We start from the raw sequence: 24,504 nt of genomic DNA, 5'->3' as shown, positions 1-24,504 counted from the left end.
ACACTCACCACGATCAGTAACGGCGTTGCCATTCTGCGTCGTTCATCAATTCCGGCTTATCACCGAGGAAGTAACGATAGTAGGCATCGTAAGCCAGCACGTTTTTCACGTACCCACGGGTCTCGGAGAACGGGATGCTTTCTACAAAGGCCACCGCGTCAATGCGCCCTGCACTGTTGCCAAGCCAGGTACGAACGCGACCCGGTCCGGCGTTATAGGCTGCTGAAGCAAAGATGCGGTTATTGCCAAACTGTTGATACACATACTGTAAATAGCTGGTGCCGATGTTGATATTGGTCTCAGGATCCAACAGCTGATTAGGACTGCTGTAACCCGGAATCGAGAACATCTTCACTGTATGCGTCGCCGTACCCGGCATAATTTGCATCAACCCGCTGGCACCCACCGGCGATTTTACCTTCGGGTTCCAGGCACTTTCCTGACGGGCAATGGCCATCGCGTAGCTTGGCTGAATGTCTTTCCCGCTGGTGTAACGGGTAAACAGATCTTTGTAGGCCAGCGGGAAACGCTCTTCCAGATGATCCCAGAGTTTGCCAGCGATCGTGGCCTGCACGCTCAGATCCCACCAATGGTTGTTAAACGCATAACGCGCCAGCTGCGCCTGCTCAGACTTGGTGCGGCTGGTGACCAGATTCGCCCACTCGCTGCGCGCGGTGTTGTCCATGTTCCAGTACATCAACTCACGTACACGCGCCATCTCCGGTCCCTGCGTCAGGGCAGCGTCAACATCCGCAGGCGCTTTGTCGATTTTCAGCGTGTATTCTTCACCAAGGCGCTGTGCCGCCACCATCGGATAGAAACCACGCTGCTGCATCAGCGCATGCAGGATCTCTTTCGCTTCGGCGTCACGTCCGCGCTCCAGCAGCAGATCCGCCTGCCAGTAACGCCATTCATCTTTTTCCTTCGCGTCCATCGGCAGGCGCGCCAGCCAGGTATTCAGCCCTCGACGATCGCCAGTTCCCAGCGCCATCCGCACGCGGCGCTCCACAAGCGTGGTGGATTGTGAGCGCATAATCGCATCATCGCGCCATTTGGCCTGCTCGTCAGTAACGTCGTTGCCCATCAGACGCCAGGCGACGATATCGCGCAGCTCCTGAGTTTGATCGTCATTTAACTGCTGCGCCTGCGCCAATGAAGGGATCATCAAACGTGCATTTTCCGCGTCCTGACGCGCTACGCTGGCAAACGCCACCGCCGCCATCTGACGGGTAAAATCCGTAGCGCCGGTGGTGCGCGCAAACGTCATCACCGAGTTAGGGTTGTTTGCCAGTGCAATAATCGCTGAAGCAATGGTCTGATAATCCGCTGGCATTTGTCCGGCCAGCGCGGTAACCAGTCCGGTATTACCCGCCTTCATCGCCAGGCGAATACGTTCAAGATACGCTAACGGATCCTGAGTCCCCGATGCCCGCCATACGCCGAATAATTTGTCACAGGCGTTGGGCTGACTCTTCCCGGTCAGCCAAAGATCTTTTGCACCTTGCCAGGCTTCTTCGGCCTGCCCGGTACTCCATTTCGCATAGTAGTAATTACATTGCGCTTCGGTGGTGCCGGGCTTATCCGGGCTGAATGCTAACAACCCTCGCCAGTCTTCCCGACGTGCCAGTTCGTTCACGAAGCGCGATTGCAACGTGCGTGCAGGCGGCAGCGTTGGATTAGCGCGCACAAAATTGGTGACGGTAACGGTGGGCTGATTCATCAGATCGTCAGTAATCTGGCGATATTCAAGGTAGGGATACAGAGGATAGCTTTTCAGGCCCGGCATCATCTGCTCGACGACGTCCATCTGCCGGTTATCCCAGGCCTGCTTAATTTGTGCATAGCGATTGCGCTGTTCATCCAGAGAATCCGCTCGCGCCACTTGACTGATCGTCAGCAGACATACGCTGGCTGCCAGCAGGCGCCAGGCTACGTGTTTGGCTTTGTCCACAAGCTCTTCCTCTTATCGTGTTACGACTGTGCAGCATCATGCCGCTTAATAGATTCATGCTAATCAGACATTGCAGAAAGTGCCACGTTCCGGACACTTTTTTACTTTTGTTGCGAGTGAGATCTGCTGGCTGGGATTAGAACGTGAAAAAGGCTACACTTCGCCTTTGATAACTATTCACTACCCTACTCAAAATCATTCTGGCTGCATCAAGGCGGCAAGAGAGAAAATCCCTGCGAGCATAGATGGCTATGTGACCAGGGTTTTCGAATGCAGCCAACACAGAGGCAGCCTGAAGGATGAAGAGTATATAAAAGAGGCGAAGTCCAACGTGGCTCAATTCGTTTATACCATGCATCGTGTCGGCAAAGTCGTTCCGCCGAAACGTCATATTCTTAAAAACATCTCTCTGAGCTTCTTCCCGGGTGCCAAAATCGGTGTACTCGGTCTGAACGGCGCGGGTAAATCCACCCTGCTGCGCATCATGGCCGGTATTGATACCGACATCGAGGGCGAAGCTCGTCCACAGCCGGGCCTCAAGATCGGTTACCTGCCTCAGGAGCCGAAGCTGAATCCGGAACATACCGTGCGTGAGTCCGTTGAAGAAGCGGTCGCCGACGTGGTTAACGCCCTGAAAGGCCTGGAGGAAGTGTACGCGAAGTACGCCGAGCCGGATGCCGACTTCGATAAGCTTGCCGCACAGCAGGGTAAATTCGAAGAAATTATTCAGGCACACGACGGCCACAACCTGAACGTGCAGCTGGAGCGCGCCGCTGACGCACTCCGTCTGCCGGACTGGGATGCCAAAATTGAGAAGCTGTCCGGGGGTGAACGCCGCCGCGTCGCACTGTGCCGCCTGCTGCTGGAAAAACCAGACATGCTGCTGCTCGACGAACCGACCAACCACCTGGATGCAGAATCCGTGGCATGGCTGGAACGCTTCCTGCACGACTTCGAAGGGACCGTGGTGGCAATTACCCACGACCGTTACTTCCTCGATAACGTGGCTGGCTGGATCCTGGAGCTTGACCGCGGTGAAGGTATTCCGTGGGAAGGTAACTACTCTTCCTGGCTGGAGCAGAAAGATCAGCGTCTGGCGCAGGAAGCCTCTCAGGAAGCGGCTCGCCGTAAATCCATTGAGAAAGAGCTGGAGTGGGTACGCCAGGGTGCAAAAGGCCGTCAGTCGAAGGGTAAAGCCCGTCTGGCACGCTTTGAAGAGCTCAACAATACCGAATACCAGAAGCGTAACGAAACCAACGAACTGTTTATCCCACCAGGACCTCGTCTGGGCGATAAAGTCGTTGAGGTTACCAACCTGCGTAAATCCTACGGCGACCGCGTCCTGATCGACGACCTGAGCTTCTCGGTACCGAAAGGCGCTATCGTCGGGATCATCGGTCCGAACGGCGCGGGTAAATCCACCCTGTTCCGCATGCTCTCCGGTGAAGAACAGCCAGATAGCGGCACCATTGAACTGGGTGAAACCGTGAAACTGGCCTCCGTTGACCAGTTCCGTGACGCAATGGATAACAGCAAAACCGTGTGGGAAGAAGTATCCGGCGGGCTGGATATCATGAAGATCGGTAACACCGAAATGCCAAGCCGCGCTTACGTAGGCCGCTTCAACTTCAAAGGTGTTGATCAGGGTAAACGCGTCGGCGAACTGTCCGGTGGTGAGCGTGGTCGTCTGCACCTGGCGAAGCTGCTGCAGGTTGGCGGCAACATGCTGCTGCTCGATGAACCGACCAACGACCTGGATATCGAAACCCTGCGCGCGCTGGAAAACGCCCTGCTGGAGTTCCCGGGCTGCGCAATGGTTATCTCGCACGACCGTTGGTTCCTCGACCGTATTGCCACCCACATTCTGGATTACCAGGATGAAGGCAAAGTCGAGTTCTTCGAAGGTAACTTTACTGAATACGAAGAGTACAAGAAACGCACGCTGGGCGCAGATGCGCTGGAACCGAAGCGTATCAAGTACAAGCGTATTTCTAAGTAATTGCCGTTAAGTGCCGGATGGCGCTGTGCGTGTCCGGCCTACGAGGTGAGTGCAACTTGTAGGCCGGACAAAGCGTTTACGCCGCCATCCGGCATTAAAATCTATCCCTGCTCACCCATCAATTCTTTCACCAGCTCCACGCAGCGCAGGAAGCGGCCGTCATAGTCAGGCTCCTCGACGTGGACAAAATCGATGTTATTTTCCTGCAGCATTTCCACCAGCAGCGACTGAAACGCCTTACGGTCAACCGAGCTGCCCAGACTGCGTAGCCCATCTGCCACCCACGGCGTGTTATTTTCCAGCAGAATCACCAGGTCAAAGCGGTACTCGTCGATCAGCGCCTGCACAAACGGGTGCTCACGCCCTTCGTACTTTTTACAGAACGCCTGCGTCGTGACAAAGTCGGTGTCGATAAATGCCACTTTATTGGCATATTTAACTGCAAAATCAATGTATTGTGCTTGTCCAAGCGCGATTTTATCGTAATCGGAATACTGCAGCGCCATCTCATCGCCGCCCAAATGGGAGAAGACGTAATCACGGCCATATTCCCACGCACTGGTGGTGTTGAAGATATTGGCGAGTTTGTTCACCAGCGTCGATTTTCCGCTCGACTCACCGCCAAGGATCGCCACGGTGCGCACGAAAAACGGTTTCACCTCGGTGGGAATATACTCCCAGTAGCGAAACGGGTTCTCACGGATTTGCCCGCCGCTGATGCTCATGAATGTGCGCTTGGGATCGACCAGCACCGTTTCGATTCCCAGATGTTCCAGATACTGCGGCGCATCGGCTTCTTCAGAGGTGTAGATCCAGTTTGGCTGGATCCCTTTCTCCTGCATAAACGTTTTTATGCCGTTACTCCAGACATCCCAGCCGTGCGGATAGGGCTCCATGCCTTCTTCATTAAAGGCATGAATACGGATATTTTTCTGATATTTGAAGGTTTGCAGCAGCCAGCGAAGACGGTCAGAAACTGTGGGCTGCTGTGACATGGCGCTGTCTTCAAACAGGCTACGGTCGCGTGTTTCGTCATAGCCCATGATGATATGCAGCTCGTCAACCTGGCTACAGGCGCGCTGGATCAGATAAATATGCCCGGTATGCAGCGGATAAAACTTACCGAATACCACACCGATATTTTTCTGCTGACGGGGAAACTCAAGCCCGAGAAAACGGTGCAGCGCCTCCAGCTTTTGCGCGCTGGGGCTTTTGATTTTGGCATTCAGCAGTTGGCTTAAATATCCCTTGGTCATACCACTGGCATCCGCCACCTGTTGCAAGGTACAGCCCTTTTGCTTAATGGCGGTTTTGAGATAGTCGAACGATGACACAAGAGCCTCCTGCTGGAAAAGTCGCGTAACACTGCCTGATGGCGCTTCGCTTATCAGGCCTACAGGGTGAAACAAATAATTACCCTATGGATTTCTGGTGGCAGCCAACACACCTGCCGACAGAAAGACGACGGGTAATGAATTATAAGTCGTCAAACACGTTTAACGCATCCGCGAGCTTTTTAACGCCAAAAACCTGCATTCCTTCAGGCACCTTTTTCGGCACATTGGCGGCAGGGACAATCGCCCGACGGAAACCGTGCTTCGCCGCTTCAGAAATTCGCTCCTGGCCGCTGGGAACCGGGCGAATCTCCCCCGCCAACCCCACTTCGCCAAAGACCACGAGATCGTGCGGTAGCGGCCTGTCGCGCAGGCTGGAAACCATCGCCAGCAGTAACGCAAGATCGGCGCTGGTTTCGGTGACTTTGACGCCGCCAACCACGTTAACGAACACGTCCTGGTCAGACATTTGCAGGCCGCCGTGACGGTGCAACACCGCCAGCAAGATCGCCAAACGGTTTTGTTCCAACCCGACTGCTACGCGCCGAGGGTTCGCCATCATCGAGTGATCGACCAGCGCCTGGATCTCCACCAGCAGTGGACGCGTCCCTTCCCAGACCACCATCACCGAGCTGCCGGAGGTCACTTCATCGCCACGGCTTAAGAAAATAGCGGAAGGGTTGCTGACTTCGCGCAGGCCCTGTTCGGTCATGGCGAAGACGCCAAGCTCATTCACCGCACCAAAGCGGTTTTTATGGCTACGCAGGGTACGGAAACGAGAATCCGCATCGCCGTCAAGCAGCACCGAGCAGTCAATGCAGTGCTCCAGTACTTTTGGCCCAGCCAGAGAGCCATCTTTGGTGACGTGACCGACCATGACAATCGCCACGCCGCGCGTTTTAGCAAAGCGCGTCAGGTATGCGGCGGTTTCACGCACCTGCGCCACGCTGCCCGGCGAAGACTGAATATCCGCCATGTGCATCACCTGAATGGAGTCGATGACCATCAGCTTTGGCTGCTCTTCCTCTGCAATCAGGCAAATCTGCTCAATGCTGGTTTCTGACAGCATATTCAGATTTGCCGTCGGCAGACCGAGTCGATGGGCGCGCATCGCCACCTGTTGCAGCGATTCTTCCCCGGTGACGTACAGGGTCTTCATCTGCTCGGCAAGCTTGCACAGCGTTTGCAGCAGCAGGGTGGATTTCCCGGCGCCTGGATTACCGCCGATCAGAATGGCACTGCCGGGCACCACACCGCCGCCCAACACGCGGTCAAACTCTTTAAAACCGGTAGAAAAACGCGGCAGCTCTTCCAGACTGATATCCGCCAGCTTTTGCACCTTAGCGACGCCTGCATTACCGGCATAGCCGCTGAGGCGCTCGTTACGCGCCACCGTCGGTGACGCCGCAAGACGCACCTCGGTGATGCTGTTCCAGGCCTGACAGGCGCTACATTGCCCCTGCCAGCGCGGATAATCGGCCCCGCATTCATTACATACAAAGGCGCGTTTAGGAGCTTTTGCCACGTTTTACCTCGTTATTTCTGGTTCATGCTGCCGGAGAGAATGCAGAACACCCCCATCAGGTCAGCGTGACGGATAGTAATCTCCGTCTTTTCATTCACTTTCGGCTTAGCATGGTAGGCGATCCCCAGCCCTGCCGTTTTGATCATCGGCAGATCGTTAGCGCCGTCGCCAATCGCCACCGTTTGCGTCATTGGGATTTCATATTCCTGCGCCAGTCGGGTCAGGGTGGTGGCCTTGTACTGAGCATCGACGATATCGCCAATCACGTTGCCGGTAAATTTCCCGTCCATGATCTCCAGCTCGTTCGCCACAACCGCCGTCAGGCGCAGCTTTTCGCGCAGATATTCAGCAAAGAAGGTAAAGCCACCGGAGGCTATCGCGACTTTCCAGCCCAGCGTTTCCAGCTTCAGCACCAGTTGCGTTAAGCCGGGCATCAGCGGGAGATTTTCACGTACCTGCATCAAAATATTGGCATCCGCACCCTTAAGCGTGGCGACGCGGCTGCGCAAGCTAGCGGTAAAATCCAGCTCCCCGCGCATCGCGCGTTCCGTCACTTCTGCGACCATCTCGCCGGTTCCGGCCAGTTTGGCGATTTCATCAATGCACTCGATCTGGATCGCCGTCGAATCCATGTCCATCACCAGCAGGCCTGGCGTGCGCAAATGCGGGATTTTCCCCAGCGGGGCAACATCCAGTTTGGCATCATGCGCCAGTTTTGTTGCCCGCGGTGTTAACGATCCCGCGAGGCGAATCACCTGATAATCCTCGACGCACCAGGCCGCCACAATCACCATCGCCGCCCCCAGTTTGCTCTGGTATTGCGTTAAGCGTTGTTTATCCAGCCCACGACCATACAGCAGCCAGCCGCTACGGCCCGCGTGGTAATCCAGTGGCATCACTTCATCACCACTTAAAGAGAGAGGCAGACCTGGCCACAGAGAGACATCTTCAGGTAGATCGCACCAGGTAATGTTAGGCATTAAAGCTCCTGTAAAATCGTTCGGGTCGGAATCATCAGGGGAAAATAACGCATGAGGCTACCCTGTAACCAGCGCTTCTGGCAACATTAAGTCTCAAATTTTCAGCAGGTGGAATATGGCTCGCGCAAAACTGAAATTCCGACTTCATCGTGCAGTGATTGTATTGTCCTGCCTCGCGCTGCTCGTCGCCCTGATGCAGGGCGCGTCGTGGTTTAGTCAAAACCATCAACAGCAGCGAAATCCGCAGCTGGAAGAGCTGGCCCGCACGCTGGCCCGCCAGGTTGCATTAAACGTCGCGCCGCTGATGCGTACCGAAACGCCGGATGAAAAACGCATCGCTGTCGTGCTGCGCCAACTCACCGACGAGAGCCGTATTCTCGATGCGGGCGTCTATGATGAACAGGGCGATCTCATTACGCATGCCGGTGAGAGCGTGAATGTTCGCGACCGGCTGGCGCTGGACGGTAAAAAAGCCGGGGGCTATTTTAATCAGCAAATTGTCGAACCCATTCAGGGCAAAAATGGTCCGCTGGGCTACCTGCGCCTGACGCTGGATACCCACACCCTTGCCACCGAGGCCAAACAGGTGGATAACACCACCAACATTCTACGCCTGATGCTGCTCCTGTCACTGGCGATTGGCGTGGTATTAACCCGGACATTACTGCAAGGTAAGCGCACCCGCTGGCAACAATCGCCGTTCCTGCTGACCGCCAACAAACCGGTGCAGGAAGAAGACAGCGAGAAAAAAGAGTAATTTACCAGGAAGGAAATCAACCATGACCACATTACGCCTGCTTATCTCCGACTCTTACGATCCGTGGTTTAATCTGGCGGTTGAAGAGTGCATTTTTCGTCAAATGCCCGCCACGCAGCGCGTGCTGTTTTTATGGCGCAACGCCGATACGGTGGTCATAGGCCGGGCGCAAAACCCGTGGAAAGAGTGCAATACCCGACGCATGGAAGAGGATAACGTCCGGCTGGCTCGCCGTAGCAGCGGCGGCGGCGCGGTGTTTCACGATCTCGGTAATACCTGCTTTACCTTTATGGCAGGCAAACCGGAATACGACAAAACCATCTCCACCACTATCGTACTCAATGCCCTGAACGCACTGGGCGTCAACGCTGACGCCTCCGGGCGTAACGATCTGGTGGTCAAAACGGCCGAAGGCGATCGCAAAGTTTCAGGTTCGGCGTATCGAGAAACTAAAGATCGCGGGTTCCACCACGGTACGCTGTTGCTGAATGCCGACCTCAGTCGTCTGGCGAATTACCTCAACCCTGATCAGAAAAAGCTTCAGGCGAAGGGGATCACCTCCGTGCGTGGTCGGGTCGCGAATCTGGTTGAACTGCTGCCTGAGATCACTCATGAAAAAATCTGTGAAGCCGTGACCGACGCCTTTTTCCAACACTACGGCGAACGCGTAGCGGCTGAAATTATTTCCCCGGATAACACGCCGGATCTGCCCAACTTCGCCGAAACGTTTGCCCGCCAGAGCAGTTGGGAGTGGAACTTTGGTCAGGCCCCTGCCTTCTCTCATCTGCTGGATGAGCGTTTTACCTGGGGTGGCGTCGAGTTACATTTCGACGTGGAGAAAGGCCATATCACCCGCGCGCAGGTCTTTACCGACAGCCTCAATCCCGCGCCATTAGAAGCGTTGGCGGGCAGCTTGCAAGGGTGTCTGTATCGGGCGGACAGGCTGCAACAGGAGTGCGAGGCGTTGATTGGCGATTTCCCGCAACAGGAAAAAGAGCTACGAGAACTGTCGGCGTGGATAGCGAGCGCGGTACGTTAATAAAAAAGCCCGCTGGCGCTGTGCTTAGCGGGCCTACAAAACCGTAGGCCGGGTCAGGCGAAGCCGCCCCCCGGCACTAAAGAGATTACTCTTTATCGCCCAGCAGCACGGATTCCAGCGCGATTTTGATCATGTCGTTGAAGGTCGTCTGACGTTCAGCAGCAGTGGTCTGCTCGTGAGTACGGATATGGTCGGACACGGTGCAAATGGTCAGCGCTTTCGCACCAAACTCAGCCGCAACACCGTAGATACCCGCCGCTTCCATTTCCACGCCCAGCACGCCGTATTTTTCCATCACGTCGAACATTTCGCCGTCCGGCGAGTAGAACAGGTCAGCGGAGAACAGGTTGCCCACGCGCGCGTCTACGCCCAGCGCTTTGGCCGCATCAACAGCATTACGCACCATGTCGAAGTCAGCAATAGCGGCAAAGTCATGATCTTTAAAGCGGATACGGTTAACTTTGGAGTCGGTGCAAGCACCCATTCCAATCACCACGTCACGCAGTTTGACGTCCATACGTACAGCACCACAGGAGCCTACGCGGATGATTTTCTTCACGCCGAAATCGGTGATCAGTTCTTTGGTGTAGATGGAGCAGGATGGGATACCCATACCATGACCCATGACGGAGATCTTACGGCCTTTGTAAGTCCCGGTGAAACCTAACATGCCGCGAACGTTGTTCACTTCACGGACATCTTCGAGGAAAGTTTCAGCAATGTGCTTCGCACGCAGCGGGTCGCCAGGCATCAATACGACGTCAGCGAAATCACCCATTTCTGCATTAATATGTGGAGTTGCCATCTTTTATCCTTATTTCGTTGTTATTGCCTGATGGCGGCTACGCCTTATCAGGCCTACAAAACCGTAGGCCCGGTAAGCTTGCGCCACCGGGCAATTGCATTACAGCATGTTTTTACCGTAGTCCATCGGCGACGTGCCAAAGTAGCTCGCCAGCGTCTGACCGATATCCGCGAAGGTTTCGCGGTGACCCAGTGAACCCGGTTTGACTTTCGGGCCATAGATCAACACCGGAATGTGCTCACGAGTGTGGTCAGTGCCCGGCCAGCTTGGGTCACAGCCGTGGTCAGCGGTCAGGATCAGAATGTCATCTTCCCCCACCAGCTCCATCAGCTCAGGCAGGCGGCGGTCGAACAGCTCCAGGCCTGCGGCATAGCCGGCGATATCGCGACGATGGCCCCAGGAAGAGTCGAAGTCGACGAAGTTGGTGAAGACGATGGTCTCATCACCCGCTTCTTTCATCTCTTTGATGGTGGCGTCGAACAGCGCGTCCAGACCGGTCGCTTTCACTTTTTTAGTGATACCGCAGTTCGCGTAAATGTCAGCAATCTTACCTACAGAGACAACATGGCCTTTTTTCTCGTCGACCAGTTTCTGCAGAACGGTCGCCGCTGGCGGTTCTACGGCCAGATCGTGACGGTTACCGGTACGCTGGAAGTTACCGGCTTTATCACCAATAAACGGACGGGCGATCACGCGACCAATGTTGTAGCCGCCTTCGGTCAGTTCTTCACGGGCGATTTCGCACAGCTCGTAGAGTTTATCCAGACCGTAGGTCTCTTCGTGACAGGCAATCTGGAACACGGAGTCAGCGGAGGTATAGAAAATCGGCTTGCCGGTTTTCATATGTTCTTCGCCCAGTTGATCCAGAATGACCGTACCGGAAGAGTGGCAGTTGCCGAGGTAGCCCGGCAGGTTGGCCCGCTTAACCAGTTTGTCCAGCAGCTCCTGCGGGAAGCTGTTTTCATGATCGGAGAAGTAACCCCAGTCAAACAGCACCGGCACACCGGCGATTTCCCAGTGACCAGACGGCGTGTCTTTGCCGGAAGAGAGTTCATGCGCCCATGCGTAGGCACCGATCACTTCCGCATTACCGTCCATTCCGGCGGCAATTTTACCTGTAGAACCTTCGTGAGCTTTCACCAGGCCCAGACGGGTCAGGTTAGGCAAATTCAGCGGACCTTTGCGACCATTGTCAGCTTCGCCTTTCGCACAGGCTTCTGCAATATGCCCCATAGTATCGGCGCCAACGTCGCCAAAGCGGTCAGCGTCTTCAGTCGCACCTATACCAAAGGAGTCCAGCACCATAATAAATGCACGTTTCATATTATTCTCCGTACCTTTTGCGCCGCAAAAAAGCGATCAGATCAGTATACAGTTATTCGGTTATACGACGATAGACTGTCGGTGTAATTTCTGGCGCTTTGTCGTCAAGACTGATTGCCGCTTTGACCGCTTTCGCCGCTTCCTGCCAGCTGGCTTCATCTTTGGCATGGATCACCGCCAGCGGACGCTGCCCGTCTACGCTGTCGCCCAGACGCGCCATGTCGCTAAAGCCGACGCTGTAATCAATGGTGTCCGATGCCTGACGACGACCGCCGCCCATGGAAACTACCGCCATCCCCAGCGCACGGGTATCCATTGCGCTAACAAAACCTTCGGTATCAGCATATACCGCTTTGCTGAGCATTGCCGTCGGCAGATACTTCGCATAATTTTCCACGAAGTCGGTCGGACCTTTTTGCGCCGCGACCATGCGACCAAAAATTTCCGCCGCTTTACCGTTATCCAATACCGCCTGCAGCTTGGCGCGGGCTTCGGCATCGTCTTTCGCCAGTTTGCCGGAGATCAGCATTTCCACACTCAGCGCCATGGTGACGTCTAACAAACGTGGATTGCGGTATTCACCGGTCAGGAACTGCACGGCTTCGCGGACTTCTACTGCGTTACCGGCGCTGGAAGCCAGCACCTGGTTCATATCGGTTAACAGTGCGGTGGTACGCACGCCTGCCCCGTTCGCCACACCGACAATTGCTTCAGCAAGGGCTTCTGAAAGTTCGTAGGTTGGCATAAAGGCGCCGCTACCAACTTTCACGTCCATGACCAGCGCATCCAGCCCTTCCGCCAGCTTTTTCGCCAGGATCGAACCGGTGATCAGCGGAATGGAATCCACCGTCGCGGTAATGTCGCGGGTGGCATAAAAACGTTTATCCGCCGGTGCGAGCGAGCTGGTTTGCCCAATAATCGCCACACCCACGTCTTTAATAATTTCACGGAAACGCGCGTCATCCGGGAAGATGTCAAATCCCGGGATCGCTTCCAGTTTATCCAGCGTACCGCCGGTATGACCCAGACCCCGCCCGGAAATCATCGGAATATAGCCGCCGCATGCTGCGACCATTGGACCTAACATCAGTGACGTTACATCACCCACGCCGCCGGTAGAGTGCTTATCCACAATCGGGCCGTTCAGCTGCAGACTCTTCCAGTCCAGCACGGTTCCTGAATCACGCATTGCCATGGTCAGCGAAACACGCTCAGGCATTGTCATATCGTGGAAGAAAATGGTCATCGCCAGGGCGGCGATTTGCCCTTCAGAGATGGTGTTGTCGCGGATACCGTTAATAAAGAAACGAATTTCTTCATCACTCAGCGCATGACCATCACGTTTTTTACGAATAATTTCTTGTGCGAGAAACAAGGGAACCTCCCGATTATGGGCCGGGTAAGCAATGCGCCACCCGGCAAGTCGTATTCATGCCGGATGGCGGCTTGCGCCTTATCCGGCCTACGATGGGCAATAAAAACTTAGTAGCTGCTTGCGCTCTTACCGTCGCCGTGACCCAGCGCCTTCAGCAAGCTTGCCAGCAGGCTAGATGCGCCAAAGCGATAGTGACGGGAATCCGCCCAGTCTGCGCCAAACAGTTCATCAGCAATGGCGAGGAATTGCTGCGCGTCTTCCGCAGTACGCACGCCGCCAGCCGGTTTGAAACCAACGGTTTTCGAAACGCCCATATCGCGGATCACTTCCATCATGATGCGTGCGCTTTCCGGCGTCGCATTAACCGGGACTTTACCGGTAGAGGTCTTGATGAAATCAGCCCCTGCTTTGATGGAGATTTCAGATGCTTTGCGAATCAACGCTTCTTCTTTCAGTTCACCGGTTTCGATGATCACTTTCAGCAGCACGTTTGCCGCTGCACACGCCTCTTTACAGGCTTTCACCAGGTCAAAACCGACCTGCTCATTACCAGCGATCAGCGCACGATACGGGAATACCACATCAACTTCGTCTGCGCCGTAGGCAATCGCTGCACGGGTTTCTGCCAGCGCAATATCGATGTCATCGTTGCCGTGCGGGAAGTTGGTTACCGTTGCAATACGGATATCCGGCGTGCCCTGCTCGTTCAGCGTTTTACGCGCAATAGGGATGAAACGCGGATAGATACAGATTGCCGCCGTGTTACCCACTGGGGTTTTTGCCTGATGACACAGCGCGATCACTTTTTCGTTGGTGTCGTCATCATTCAGGGTGGTCAGGTCCATCAGTTTCAGGGCACGCAGGCTGCTTGCTGTTAAATCGGTCATAACATTCTCCAACGGCATCGCCGTATAAAATTTCACCTTGCGAGTTTGTTAGTATTCTAACATCCGCTCGCTATTACACTTCGATATACATCACAGTTAATGAAAACCACATACAGATTTGCATTACTCTAATGAGATCTACTTCAAATAATCGAGCTTTACTGGCGAGAAGCGATGACATCAGGCGCATCCGGATCAAAGGTTGAGGATCGGTTGCTTCCTACAATGTTGCTTAACCTTCGGCACATAAAGGAATCGACGATGCCCACTTCAAGCGAACTCGCGCTGCAACAGCGCTGCCAACAAATCGTGACCAGTCCGGTGCTCAGCCCTGAGCAGAAACGCCACTTTCTGGCGCTGGAGGCAGAAAACGCACTGCCTTATCCGCAGTTGCCTGCTGAAGCACGCCAAGCGTTGGATGACAGGGTTATCTGCGATATGTACGAAGGTCATGCCCCGTTCAAACCACGTTATGTTTTGCCCAATTATGCGCATTTTCTGGCCAACGGTTCAGCCTGGCTGGAGCTGGAAGGTGCACAGGATCTTGATGACGCTTTATCCTTGCTCACCATTCTGTACCACCATGTTCCGTCAGTGACGTCGATACCGGTGTACCTTGGTCAGCTCGATGCCCTGCTGCAACCGTATGTTAGAATTCTAACACAAGAAGAGATCGATATTCGAATAAAACGTTTCTGGCGGTATCTCGACAGAACCCTGCCAGACGCCTTTATGCATGCCAATATTGGCCCGGCCGATACGCCGATCACCCGCGCCATTTTACGTGCAGATGCAGAGCTAAAGCAGGTCTCGCCTAATCTTACCTTTATTTATGATCCACAAATCACACCTGACGACCTGCTGCTGAACGTGGCACAAAATATTTGCGAATGCAGTAAACCGCATATTTCCAACGGTCCTGAAAATGATAAAATTTTCACAAAAGGCCATTATGGCGTCGTCAGTTGTTACAACTCGCTGCCGCTGGCGGGCGGCGGAAGTACACTGGTTAGGCTGAATCTGAAAGCCATCGCAGAGCGCAGCACGTCTGTCGATGACTTCTTTACGCACACCCTACCGCACTATTGCCAGCAGCAAATTGCCATCATTGATTCACGGTGTGAATTTCTCTATGAGAAATCACATTTCTTTGAGAATAGCTTCCTGGTGCAGGAAGGGTTGATTGATCCCGAACGTTTTGTGCCGATGTTTGGTATGTACGGCCTGGCGGAGGCGGTAAACCTGCTGTGTGAGAAGGCCGGGCTGAACGCACGCTACGGCAAAGATGAGAGCGCTAATGAGATGGGCTATCGGATCAGCGCCCAGCTTGCCGACTTTGTGGCCAACACACCGGTGAAATACGGCTGGCAGCAGCGGGCGATGCTGCATGCGCAGTCGGGGATCAGTTCAGACATTGGCACCACGCCGGGCGCGCGTCTGCCGTATGGCGACGAGCCGGATCCTATTACTCATCTGCAAACCGTGGCCCCGCATCACGCGTATTATCACGCCGGGATCAGCGACATCCTCACGCTGGATGAAACCATCAAGCGTAACCCACAGGCGCTGGTACAGCTTTGCCTGGGCGCGTTTAAAGCCGGAATGCGTGAATTTACCGCCAACGTCAGCGGTAACGATCTGGTCCGCGTCACCGGTTATATGGTGCGACTGTCGGATCTGGAAAAATACCGTGCCGAAGGCTCACGCACCAACACCACCTGGCTGGGCGAAGAGGCCGCTCGCAATACTCGCATTCTGGAACGTCAACCTCGCGTGATGAGTCATGAACAGCAGATGCGCTTCAGTAAGTAGGCTGATCCCTTTCTCCTGCGTCGACGGGCCGGGCAGTCGCCTGGCCCTGTTCCTGCAAGGGTGCAATCTGCGCTGTAAAAATTGCCACAATCCGTGGACGATGGGGCGATGCAACGATTGCGGGGAGTGCGTACTGCATTGTCCACATGACGCCTTAAGTCTGAGTGCGGGAAAAGTGTGGTGGCAGTCCGATGTTTGCCAGCAGTGCGACACCTGCCTACAAATGTGCCCGCAGCAGGCCACGCCAATGACGCAGACGATGAGCGTCGATGAGGTGCTGCGTCACATTCGTAAGGCATCGTTGTTTATTGAAGGGATAACCGTGAGCGGCGGTGAGGCGACAACGCAGCTTCCTTTCGTGATTGCGCTGTTCTCAGCGATCAAAGCCGATCCGCACCTGCAACACCTGACCTGCATGGTGGACAGCAACGGCATGCTGCGTGAAACCGGCTGGGAGAAGCTGCTGCCGGTTTGCGATGGTGTCATGCTGGATTTAAAAGCCTGGGACAGCGCATGTCATTTACAGCTCACCGGGCGCGATAACGCGGCAATCAAGCGCAGTATTCGCTTTCTGGCCGAGCGGGGAAAACTGGCGGAGCTTCGCCTGCTGGTCATTCCCGGACACGTTGATTACCTGCAGCACGTTGATGCGCTGGCCGCGTTTATTCACCGCCTGGGCAACATTCCCGTGCGGCTTAACGCGTTTCATGCGCATGGCGTGTATGGTGAAGCCAAAGCCTGGCCGAGCGCGACGCCAGAGGACGTGGAAGAATTGGCAAAGGAATTACGGGCACGCGAGGTTGATAACCTGATTTTCCCGGCGTTATATCTGTGACTTGCCGGATGCGACGCCAAAGCGTCTTATCCGGCCTACAAGCGGCGTCGCCCGCAGTCAAACATTAAACAACGTCGTCGTATTGCGATACAACGCCTCGGCGATGACCTCTGCGGGCTCCGGGCGCAGCTCACATAATACTTCAAACACCCTAGTGACCTGCTCCGGGCGATTGGGCTGACCCTGAAAGCCGTTGAGCGGCATATCCGGCGCATCGGTTTCCAGCAGCAAGGATCCCAGCGGCAGCCGCGCCATCACCTCGCGCGTTTTGCTGGCACGGGGATAGGTAATGGTTCCGCCCACGCCAATTTTATATCCCAGCTGCACAAAGCGTTCCGCCTGCTGCAAGCTCCCGGCAAAGCCATGCACTACGCCGGTACGCGGTAGCGCATGGCGCTTAAGGTGCATCGCCAGTTTGTCATGAGTACGTCGTGAATGCAGGATCACCGGCAGTTCGTAGCGCTTCGCCAGTTGAAGCTGCGCGTCCAGCATCCTTTCCTGCTTGTCGAACTGCGGATCATCACGATACAAATCCAGTCCTATCTCCCCTACCGCCACCACCTTCTGTACACGCTTTTCCAGCGCCTGTTGCAACTGGTCCAGGGCATCATCGTCATGGTGTTCAATCACAATCGGATGTAAACCCAGAGCTGCAAATAGCGGGGGGTAGGTTTGCGCCAACGCCAGCACGCGGGAAAAGTTCGCCGCCTCGGTCGCCGGCACAATAATGCGGCTCACACCGGCTTCAATTGCCCGCTGAATGCTTGCAGGTTCGTCGCCGGTGAACGGCGGAAAATCAAAATGACAATGCGTATCGATAAACCGATAGCTCACGCCAGATCCTCATGGCTAAACGTCGTGTCGTTGGCCTGAGGTGCATCGGCCACCACCGGTATAAGGGCATCGTTGGCAACCGGTGCCGGAGGGACCACCACCGGTCCAGGCACCATAATCTTCGGCGTCTGGCGGGGCAACGGTGTGTTTTTCGCCAACAGTTTACCGACGGTCGCCAAAAAGTAACGTCCGCACAGGCGTCCGGTTTTATAGTCTTCCCGCAGGGCCGGAATTCGGCTTCCCAGCGCCATACTGTGGAGCGGCTTGGGCGGATAGATCTCAAAGAGACGCAGCTTACCCGGGGGTTTTTCAATAAAACTCTGAATGGCGCGGTAGCTGGCCTCATGATGCTGCACCAGATTGACCAGCGGTTGCAGGCTGCTTTCCCCCAGCCAACGTTCCATGCGTTTGAACCACTGCGGGGTGTAGTACATTTGCGAGGGCACGGTGCGGATCACCACCAGCGTTTTCGCCCCCTGCTTTACCGCCTGCTGAACGGGGATGGCGTCACTGACCCCACCATCCAGATAGTTCACGCCGTCCAGCGCTACCCCGCTACGATAAAATCCAGGAATGGCGCTGGACGCACGCAGAAGGTCGAGCCAGTTTTGTCGGTTCGGCGAAAAATAACCCGGCGTGTAGTCATCTCCGCGACAGGCGCACATGTAAAACGCTTTTCCCGCGGCAAATAACTGTTCGGCATGGTCTATCGCCAGCGGCATCTGCGCGGCGGTGGCCTCTACCAGCCAGTCGAGATCGATGAGATTTCCCCCGCGCACAAACCGCACCGGGTCAAAGAATTCACGTCGGGTGGTGTAGCGCATAATCACTTTGCGCCCGTAACCTGGCTGGTTACAGAGATAGGCCGACAGGTTTTGCGCACCAGCGGACGTCCCGTAGAAGAGATCAAAAGGATTAAACTGCGCGCGCATAAACTCGTCCAGCACGCCCGCGGTAAAAATGCCTCTTTGCCCTCCGCCCTCGCACACCAGCGCCATGCTGCCGGGTTGAAACGGACGTAACGATAACGGCGCAATATTACCGAGCGTGACGGGTATTCTCTGCCCCACCTCTGCCTTCCTGTTTTTTTTATGATAGAGCGACAAAGTAACGCAAATTACGTATCACTAAAACCGTAAAAGCCAGTCCGCTGGACTGGCTGAGTAGCAATTTTTCTTTACGGTTTACCAACTAGGGTCGTTTACGCCCGGTAAACAGGCTGACCAGGAACAAGATAATCCCCACCACGAAGACAATTTTCGCTGCACCTGCAGCGGTACCCGCCAGTCCACCAAAGCCCAGAGCGGCGGCAATTAACGCGATAACCAGAAATATGATGCCCCAACGAAACATACGCTTCTCCTTTACCATAGTTAATGTCAACCGCTTGATATGGGCGCTCAGGCCGCCCATTGCGATATTTTAGTGTGGTGCACAACGCGCCTTCCGACAAATATCAGGTTGGCGAATTAAGTCGAATTACTGAGTTTTGAGGTCGTTTTTAACGCTTTTCACGCCATCAACGGCTTTGGCGATACTCTCAGCGCGCTCGATTTGCGCCTGTGAGTCAACGGTGCCTGAAAGCTGAACCACGCCATCGGTGGTCTCCACTTTCACTTTGCGAGAAGGAACGATGTCATCAGCCAGCAATTTGGCTTTGACTTCACTGGTGGTTGCCGTATCGCCCGCATAGCCTTTTACAGAAGTGCTTTTGCTGTCACGCACGTGCAGTTTGTCGCTCACGGAGGTAACTCCCTCAACGCCTTTCGCCACTTTTACCGCTTCTTCTGCCTGCGCCTGGCTTTCAACAAATCCGCTTAACGTGACCACTTTCTGGTCTGTTTTAACCGAGATATCGGTGCTCTTAATGCTTTCGTGATCGACCAGCGCGGCTTTCACTTTTGCGGTAATGGAGCTGTCATCCATGAAATCGCCGACTTTATTCATCGAGCTATCAACTTTCTGCCCTGCGCTTTCAAGACCGGATTGCCCTTTATCGGTGGTCGCGTTTTCTGCAAATGCAGACCCCGTGGCAAAAGCAGACGTCAGCATCACAGCCAGCAGCGTTTTTGAGATCTTCAGTTTTGTCATTGTCATCGATTTAATCCTTTTTTTGCTCATATCGATGCTCTGCCGCTTATCGGGCTGAGCCAGCAACTAATCTCGTAATCAAAATAAATATCAGCTAAAACAACTAAGATGAGAAAGTAACGTAGAATTTAAAGCCGATATTTATGTCATCACATTGTTAAATATAGATCACAATTTTGATACCGCAGGCAAATACGGTCAAAAAATAGGCAAAATGAGGAAAAAGTGCGGGATTTAAGAACATTCCGTAAGGGATTAATAAGGCAGGGAAAGTCGCAGGGCACGGCATAAGCCGCACCCTGGAAGGTCGATTAGTGTTCGCGAGTTTTACGGAACGTCACGTCCGGATAACGTTCCTGGGTGAGGTTCAGGTTAACCATGGTCGGGGCGATATAGGTCAGGTTATCGCCGCCATCCAGCGCCAGCTGAATTTCGTTTTTACGCTTAAACTCTTCGAATTTCTTCACGTCTGAGCATTCTACCCAGCGCGCGGTCGCCACGTTGACCGATTCGTAGATCGCTTCAACGTTGTATTCGCTTTTCAGGCGGGAAACGACGACGTCAAACTGCAGCACACCAACGGCACCGACGATCAGGTCGTTGTTGGCAATTGGACGGAAGACCTGCACCGCACCTTCTTCAGACAGCTGTACCAGCCCTTTCAGCAGCTGTTTTTGCTTCAACGGATCTTTCAGGCGAATACGACGGAACAGTTCTGGCGCGAAGTTCGGAATACCGGTGAACTTCATCATCTCACCCTGGGTAAAGGTGTCGCCAATCTGAATGGTGCCGTGGTTGTGCAGACCGAGGATATCGCCCGGGTAGGCTTCTTCCACGTGAGAGCGGTCACCCGCCATAAAGGTCAGCGCATCAGAGATCACTACGTCTTTACCAATGCGCACCTGACGCATTTTCATGCCTTTCTCGTACTTGCCGGAAACCACACGCATGAACGCCACGCGGTCGCGGTGTTTCGGGTCCATATTGGCCTGAATTTTAAACACAAAACCGGTGAATTTCTCTTCAGATGCCTCAACGATGCGGGTGTCGGTTTTGCGCGGCATAGGCGCAGGCGCCCACTCCACCAAACCGTCAAGCATATGGTCAACGCCGAAGTTACCTAACGCGGTTCCGAAGAACACCGGAGTGATTTCACCGGCGAGGAACAATTCCTGGTCGAACTCGTTAGACGCGCCCTGCACCAGTTCCAGCTCGTCGCGCAGCTGCTGCGCCAGGTCTTCACCGACGGCGGCATCCAGCTCCGGATTATTCAGGCCTTTAACAATACGGACTTCCTGAATAGTGTGACCTTTACCGGTCTGGTACAGATAAGTTTCGTCTTTATACAGGTGGTAAACACCTTTGAACAATTTACCGCAGCCAATCGGCCAGGTAATTGGCGCGCAGCCAATTTTCAGTTCGTTTTCGACTTCATCCAGCAGCTCCATCGGATCGCGGATATCACGGTCGAGTTTGTTCATGAACGTCAGGATCGGCGTATCGCGCAGACGCGTTACTTCCATCAGCTTACGGGTACGGTCTTCTACACCTTTCGCGGCGTCGATAACCATCAGGCAGCAGTCCACCGCCGTCAGCGTACGGTAGGTATCTTCCGAGAAGTCTTCGTGCCCTGGGGTATCCAGCAGGTTTACCAGGCAGTCATGATACGGAAATTGCATCACAGAGGTGGTAATAGAGATACCACGCTGCTTTTCCATCTCCATCCAGTCTGATTTCGCGTGCTGGTTAGAGCCGCGGCCTTTAACGGTACCGGCGGTCTGGATTGCCTGTCCGAATAACAGCACCTTTTCGGTGATCGTCGTTTTACCGGCATCCGGGTGAGAAATAATGGCAAAGGTGCGGCGTTTGGCCACCTCTTGCAAATAAGGAGACAACGTCATAGTTCAATCTTCTTGAGTAAGCGCGGCTCTACGTCACGCATGTTGAATACGAAAAATTGCGGCTATTTTACCCATCAATGGGGGGGAGGCAATCAGTGTTTACACAGGAGTTGTTCCAGTTCGCTTAATGAAGCCACGGTCCAGGTCGGTTGAATGCCCGCCGGCTGTTCGCGTTGGTGCGCATTTAGCCAGCAGGTTGATAGCCCGGAATTGATGCCACCCAGAATATCGGACTCCGCCGTGTCACCCACCATCAGCACGCGGGAGCGTTCGGGATTGCCCGCCTGCTCCAGCGCATAATCAAAAATACGCGGGTCGGGTTTTGCTACACCAACCTGCTCAGAAATAACCATCAGGTCAAAGTAATCGCGCAGACCGGTGCGCTCAAGACGGATTTGCTGCAACGCGGTAAACCCGTTGGTAATAATACCGATTTTCGTTTTGCCACGAATCGTATTCAGCAGCGACACCGCACCTGGCAACGGAGAGCAGATTTCTGCCATCGCATTAATAAACGCATCATTGAGCGACCCAGGCGGCACGTTCAGACGCTCAGCCCAGCTCAGGAAACGGGCATGCTGCAGTTGTAATGAGGTGATCGCACCGTTTTGATAATCCACCCACAGCGGTTTATTCACGGCCTGGTAGTCCTGAAAATCCTCAGCGGTAAAGGTAATGCTGTAGTCAAGAAACATCCGCTGTAGGCCGGTAAACGCGTCAAATGTGAACAGCGTTTCGTCGGCATCAAAGAAAATCCAGTCCCACTTCTTCATCATTACACCTTGTCTTACATACTGATTGGCAATGCCATAATAATGGCGTCTTCGTGGCCGTCGGCTGTCGGGTAGTAATTGCGGCGGATCGTCGCCTCGTTAAAGCCCAGGCTTTCGTACAGCGCAATCGCCGCAGCGTTCGAGGCGCGCACTTCTAACCACAGCGTCAGAATGCCGCGTTTTTCCAGCTCGTCGATCAGGTACTCCAGTAGCTCACGTCCCAGTCCCCGTCGCTGAAAATCAGGATCGACGGCAATGTTGAACAGCGTGGCTTCATCCAGCACGACCTGCGTTATCGCAAAGGCGGCCATCGTTCCATCAACGGTTAACTGATAGTTGAGATAGCGATCGCCCTGGTTGCTGGCAAATGTTTTTTCGCTCCATGGAAAAGCATGGGCGCGTTTTTCAATCTGAAATGCTGCGGGTAAATCAGTCGGATTGAGGGAAGAAATCGTGTTCATATGCGCAGATTTGTTGCCATAAGGCGGCGCGTGCCGCTGGGTTTTCCCGTAATTCATTAAACGCAGGACTGGTGACCTGAGCGCCATCCAGTTGCAGAGGCTCTTCGGTTCCCAGCCGCCAGCTATTACAGCGACTGCCTTGCGGCAGCATGGCGACACGGTCTGGCGTCAGTTGTAAAACCTGATCCGCACTGACGGTCAATGCGCGTAAAATATCGTTCATCAACGGTTCGGTTAATGCGGGTAGCTCCGCCGCGACCATCACCAGACGGACGTGCGCAGGAATGGAAATCGCAATCTCCCCTTGCAGTGCGCCAGGACGGCGCAGCGACCACTGCGTAATGCCCAGTTGCTGTAACTGCCAGTCTCGTCGGGATGTCATAGCGAAACACTCCTGTCTATCAGGGGCGCAAATATAGCAAATCTGTCGAATCTACGCCAACAAACAACGATACACGACATCCCGCAGGCCGCCTTGATTCAGCTTGACTGATTTTGTGTATATAATCGCAACCTGTATAAATTGAGGAGCATTCCATGTCTGCTTTTACCCCGGCAAGTGAAGTCTTGCTGCGCCACAGTGATGATTTCGAACAAAGCCGTATTCTGTTTGCCGGTGATTTGCAGGATGACCTGCCTGCCCACTTCGAAAGTGCCGCCAACCGCGCGCATACCCAACAACTCCACCACTGGCAGGTGTTAAACCGCCAGATGGGCGATAACGTACGCTTTAGCCTCGTAGCCCAGGCCGAAGACGTTGCGGACAGCGATACGCTGATCTATTACTGGCCGAAGAATAAGCCGGAAGCCCAGTTCCAACTGATGAACATTCTGTCGCTGCTGCCAGTCGGCACCGATATTTTTGTCGTTGGCGAGAACCGCAGCGGTGTACGCAGCGCGGAGCAGATGCTGGCCGAATTCGCGCCACTGAATAAAATCGACAGCGCACGCCGCTGTGGTCTCTATCACGGTCGCCTGGAAAAACAGCCGGTCTTTGATGCCGAAAAATACTGGGACGAGTACAGCGTCGACAACCTGACCATCAAAACGCTGCCGGGCGTGTTCAGCCGTGACGGCCTGGATGTCGGCAGCCAACTGCTGCTCTCAACCCTGACGCCGCACACCAAAGGTAAAGTGCTGGATGTCGGTTGCGGGGCGGGTGTTCTCTCCGTAGCCTTAGCCAGTCATTCACCGAAAGTGCGACTGACCCTGTGTGATGTCAGTGCATCCGCGGTTGAAGCCAGCCGAGCTACGCTTGCGGCAAACGGAATTGAAGGCGATGTCTTCGCCAGCAACGTTTTTTCTGACGTGACCGGTCGCTTTGACATGATCATCTCCAACCCGCCGTTCCACGACGGGATGCAAACCAGCCTCGATGCCGCACAAACCCTGATTCGCGGCGCAGTGCGTCATCTGAACAGCGGCGGTGAACTGCGTATTGTGGCCAACGCCTTCCTGCCGTACCCGAAAATTCTGGATGAGATGTTTGGCTTCCATGAAGTCATCGCCCAGACCGGTCGTTTTAAGGTGTATCGCACGGTAATGACCCGCCAGGCAAAGAAAGCCTAACGGAAATCACTCACGGCCATGTACGTGGCCGTTTTTGCGCCAATCAACCCAGACCGCGCAATTAGCTATTGACGAAAAGTTGAAAACCACTAGAATGCGCCTCCGTGGTAACGATACTTTTTGAGTGTCGATGGTATGCGAAGGTGGCGGAATTGGTAGACGCGCTAGCTTCAGGTGTTAGTGTCCTTTCGGACGTGGGGGTTCAAGTCCCCCCCCTCGCACCATAATCCACGTTTGATATTGCTCGCACTGG

22 protein-coding genes and 1 tRNA gene are annotated in these 24,504 nt (G+C 54.5%); 7 read left to right on the top strand and 16 right to left on the bottom strand.

Going from position 1 to position 24,504, the window contains the following annotated elements; genetic code table 11:
* Positions 1–13 precede the first annotated feature (13 nt).
* Positions 14–1,951, bottom strand: coding sequence for a murein transglycosylase (sltY, locus tag FDX01_RS02445; protein WP_137399165.1), 1,938 nt, complete (start codon positions 1,949–1,951; stop codon positions 14–16).
* Positions 1,952–2,282: 331 nt separating this feature from the next.
* Here sltY and ettA point away from each other — a divergent pair, with 331 nt between their 5' ends.
* A complete protein-coding gene (ettA, locus tag FDX01_RS02440) occupies positions 2,283–3,950 on the top strand; it encodes an energy-dependent translational throttle protein EttA (protein WP_137399164.1) in 1,668 nt (555 codons plus the stop codon).
* 101 nt (positions 3,951–4,051) lie between these two features.
* Here ettA and nadR read toward each other — a convergent pair whose 3' ends face one another.
* The 3 genes from nadR to serB form a co-directional block, all read right to left on the bottom strand.
* Positions 4,052–5,284 carry a multifunctional transcriptional regulator/nicotinamide-nucleotide adenylyltransferase/ribosylnicotinamide kinase NadR gene (nadR, locus tag FDX01_RS02435; protein WP_135912622.1) on the bottom strand — a complete coding sequence of 411 codons (1,233 nt, stop codon included), beginning with the start codon at positions 5,282–5,284 and terminating at the stop codon, positions 4,052–4,054.
* A 142-nt stretch (positions 5,285–5,426) separates the two neighbouring features.
* On the bottom strand, positions 5,427–6,809 hold the full coding sequence (gene radA, locus FDX01_RS02430; protein ID WP_096758396.1) for a DNA repair protein RadA: 1,383 nt from the start codon (positions 6,807–6,809) through the stop codon (positions 5,427–5,429).
* 11 nt (positions 6,810–6,820) lie between these two features.
* Positions 6,821–7,789: a phosphoserine phosphatase gene (gene serB / locus FDX01_RS02425; protein WP_115259521.1), complete on the bottom strand. Its 969-nt coding sequence runs from the start codon at positions 7,787–7,789 to the stop codon at positions 6,821–6,823.
* Between the two features lie 115 nt (positions 7,790–7,904).
* On the opposite strand from serB, the gene FDX01_RS02420 reads away from it, so the two are divergent.
* Both FDX01_RS02420 and lplA read left to right on the top strand, forming a co-directional pair.
* The gene (locus FDX01_RS02420) at positions 7,905–8,546 is read left to right on the top strand and encodes a YtjB family periplasmic protein (RefSeq protein WP_096758398.1); all 642 of its coding nucleotides are present in this window, start codon (positions 7,905–7,907) and stop codon (positions 8,544–8,546) included.
* Between the two features lie 22 nt (positions 8,547–8,568).
* A complete protein-coding gene (gene lplA / locus FDX01_RS02415) occupies positions 8,569–9,585 on the top strand; it encodes a lipoate--protein ligase LplA (RefSeq protein WP_115259522.1) in 1,017 nt (338 codons plus the stop codon).
* A gap of 85 nt (positions 9,586–9,670) precedes the next feature.
* Here the strand turns inward: lplA and deoD are convergent, their stop codons facing one another.
* The 4 genes from deoD to deoC all read right to left on the bottom strand — a co-directional run bounded on the left by deoD (position 9,671) and on the right by deoC (position 13,975).
* Positions 9,671–10,390: a purine-nucleoside phosphorylase gene (gene deoD, locus FDX01_RS02410; RefSeq protein ID WP_000224864.1), complete on the bottom strand. Its 720-nt coding sequence runs from the start codon at positions 10,388–10,390 to the stop codon at positions 9,671–9,673.
* Positions 10,391–10,489: 99 nt separating this feature from the next.
* Entirely contained in the window at positions 10,490–11,713 is a 1,224-nt protein-coding gene (gene deoB, locus FDX01_RS02405; RefSeq protein ID WP_096758401.1) for a phosphopentomutase, read from the bottom strand.
* 52 nt (positions 11,714–11,765) lie between these two features.
* Positions 11,766–13,088, bottom strand: coding sequence for a thymidine phosphorylase (gene deoA / locus FDX01_RS02400; RefSeq protein WP_115259523.1), 1,323 nt, complete (start codon positions 13,086–13,088; stop codon positions 11,766–11,768).
* A gap of 107 nt (positions 13,089–13,195) precedes the next feature.
* The gene (gene deoC, locus FDX01_RS02395) at positions 13,196–13,975 is read right to left on the bottom strand and encodes a deoxyribose-phosphate aldolase (protein WP_197970842.1); all 780 of its coding nucleotides are present in this window, start codon (positions 13,973–13,975) and stop codon (positions 13,196–13,198) included.
* 261 nt (positions 13,976–14,236) lie between these two features.
* On the opposite strand from deoC, the gene FDX01_RS02390 reads away from it, so the two are divergent.
* Positions 14,237–15,787, top strand: coding sequence for a YjjI family glycine radical enzyme (locus tag FDX01_RS02390; protein WP_137399163.1), 1,551 nt, complete (start codon positions 14,237–14,239; stop codon positions 15,785–15,787).
* The gene (locus tag FDX01_RS02385) at positions 15,759–16,622 is read left to right on the top strand and encodes a YjjW family glycine radical enzyme activase (protein WP_137399162.1); all 864 of its coding nucleotides are present in this window, start codon (positions 15,759–15,761) and stop codon (positions 16,620–16,622) included. Before FDX01_RS02390 ends, FDX01_RS02385 begins: the two co-directional genes overlap by 29 nt.
* A 57-nt stretch (positions 16,623–16,679) precedes the next feature.
* Here the strand turns inward: FDX01_RS02385 and FDX01_RS02380 are convergent, their stop codons facing one another.
* The 8 genes from FDX01_RS02380 to FDX01_RS02345 form a co-directional block, all read right to left on the bottom strand.
* The gene (locus FDX01_RS02380) at positions 16,680–17,456 is read right to left on the bottom strand and encodes a metal-dependent hydrolase (protein WP_117342357.1); all 777 of its coding nucleotides are present in this window, start codon (positions 17,454–17,456) and stop codon (positions 16,680–16,682) included.
* Positions 17,453–18,526 (bottom strand): patatin family protein, encoded by a 1,074-nt coding sequence (locus FDX01_RS02375; RefSeq protein WP_137399161.1) that lies wholly within the window; start codon positions 18,524–18,526, stop codon positions 17,453–17,455. The genes FDX01_RS02380 and FDX01_RS02375 overlap by 4 nt, the downstream gene beginning before the upstream one ends.
* Positions 18,527–18,647: 121 nt before the next feature.
* Positions 18,648–18,809 (bottom strand): DUF1328 family protein, encoded by a 162-nt coding sequence (locus FDX01_RS02370; protein WP_003019081.1) that lies wholly within the window; start codon positions 18,807–18,809, stop codon positions 18,648–18,650.
* Positions 18,810–18,935: 126 nt separating this feature from the next.
* A complete protein-coding gene (gene osmY / locus FDX01_RS02365; RefSeq protein WP_137399160.1) occupies positions 18,936–19,553 on the bottom strand; it encodes a molecular chaperone OsmY in 618 nt (205 codons plus the stop codon).
* 305 nt (positions 19,554–19,858) lie between these two features.
* On the bottom strand, positions 19,859–21,448 hold the full coding sequence (prfC, locus tag FDX01_RS02360; protein ID WP_115259529.1) for a peptide chain release factor 3: 1,590 nt from the start codon (positions 21,446–21,448) through the stop codon (positions 19,859–19,861).
* A 92-nt stretch (positions 21,449–21,540) separates the two neighbouring features.
* A complete protein-coding gene (yjjG, locus tag FDX01_RS02355) occupies positions 21,541–22,221 on the bottom strand; it encodes a pyrimidine 5'-nucleotidase (protein ID WP_117342359.1) in 681 nt (226 codons plus the stop codon).
* Between the two features lie 14 nt (positions 22,222–22,235).
* Entirely contained in the window at positions 22,236–22,682 is a 447-nt protein-coding gene (gene rimI / locus FDX01_RS02350) for a ribosomal protein S18-alanine N-acetyltransferase (RefSeq protein WP_096758411.1), read from the bottom strand.
* Positions 22,651–23,064 (bottom strand): DNA polymerase III subunit psi, encoded by a 414-nt coding sequence (locus FDX01_RS02345; protein WP_137399159.1) that lies wholly within the window; start codon positions 23,062–23,064, stop codon positions 22,651–22,653. The genes rimI and FDX01_RS02345 overlap by 32 nt, the downstream gene beginning before the upstream one ends.
* A gap of 155 nt (positions 23,065–23,219) precedes the next feature.
* Between FDX01_RS02345 and rsmC the strand changes: the two genes are divergently transcribed.
* Both rsmC and FDX01_RS02335 read left to right on the top strand, forming a co-directional pair.
* Positions 23,220–24,251, top strand: coding sequence for a 16S rRNA (guanine(1207)-N(2))-methyltransferase RsmC (gene rsmC / locus FDX01_RS02340; RefSeq protein WP_115259530.1), 1,032 nt, complete (start codon positions 23,220–23,222; stop codon positions 24,249–24,251).
* Positions 24,252–24,388: 137 nt separating this feature from the next.
* Positions 24,389–24,475: transfer RNA gene (locus FDX01_RS02335), tRNA-Leu, on the top strand.
* Positions 24,476–24,504 lie beyond the last annotated feature (29 nt).

The sequence above is a fragment of the Citrobacter sp. wls613 genome (assembly GCF_005281195.1).
Classification (GTDB): Bacteria; Pseudomonadota; Gammaproteobacteria; order Enterobacterales; family Enterobacteriaceae; genus Citrobacter; species Citrobacter gillenii.
Note: the sequence above shows the minus strand (reverse complement) of the source record. Positions and strands in the feature narration are given on the sequence as shown.

Coding starts and splice junctions, on each gene's coding strand:
- serB (WP_115259521.1), bottom strand. CDS start 7,789: ATGCCTAACATTACCTGGTGCGATCTACCTGAAGATGTCTCTCTGTGG.
- FDX01_RS02420 (WP_096758398.1), top strand. CDS start 7,905: ATGGCTCGCGCAAAACTGAAATTCCGACTTCATCGTGCAGTGATTGTA.
- lplA (WP_115259522.1), top strand. CDS start 8,569: ATGACCACATTACGCCTGCTTATCTCCGACTCTTACGATCCGTGGTTT.
- deoD (WP_000224864.1), bottom strand. CDS start 10,390: ATGGCAACTCCACATATTAATGCAGAAATGGGTGATTTCGCTGACGTC.
- deoB (WP_096758401.1), bottom strand. CDS start 11,713: ATGAAACGTGCATTTATTATGGTGCTGGACTCCTTTGGTATAGGTGCG.
- deoC (WP_197970842.1), bottom strand. CDS start 13,975: ATGACCGATTTAACAGCAAGCAGCCTGCGTGCCCTGAAACTGATGGAC.
- FDX01_RS02390 (WP_137399163.1), top strand. CDS start 14,237: ATGCCCACTTCAAGCGAACTCGCGCTGCAACAGCGCTGCCAACAAATC.
- FDX01_RS02385 (WP_137399162.1), top strand. CDS start 15,759: ATGAACAGCAGATGCGCTTCAGTAAGTAGGCTGATCCCTTTCTCCTGC.
- FDX01_RS02370 (WP_003019081.1), bottom strand. CDS start 18,809: ATGTTTCGTTGGGGCATCATATTTCTGGTTATCGCGTTAATTGCCGCC.
- osmY (WP_137399160.1), bottom strand. CDS start 19,553: ATGACAATGACAAAACTGAAGATCTCAAAAACGCTGCTGGCTGTGATG.
- prfC (WP_115259529.1), bottom strand. CDS start 21,448: ATGACGTTGTCTCCTTATTTGCAAGAGGTGGCCAAACGCCGCACCTTT.
- yjjG (WP_117342359.1), bottom strand. CDS start 22,221: ATGAAGAAGTGGGACTGGATTTTCTTTGATGCCGACGAAACGCTGTTC.
- rimI (WP_096758411.1), bottom strand. CDS start 22,682: ATGAACACGATTTCTTCCCTCAATCCGACTGATTTACCCGCAGCATTT.
- FDX01_RS02345 (WP_137399159.1), bottom strand. CDS start 23,064: ATGACATCCCGACGAGACTGGCAGTTACAGCAACTGGGCATTACGCAG.
- rsmC (WP_115259530.1), top strand. CDS start 23,220: ATGTCTGCTTTTACCCCGGCAAGTGAAGTCTTGCTGCGCCACAGTGAT.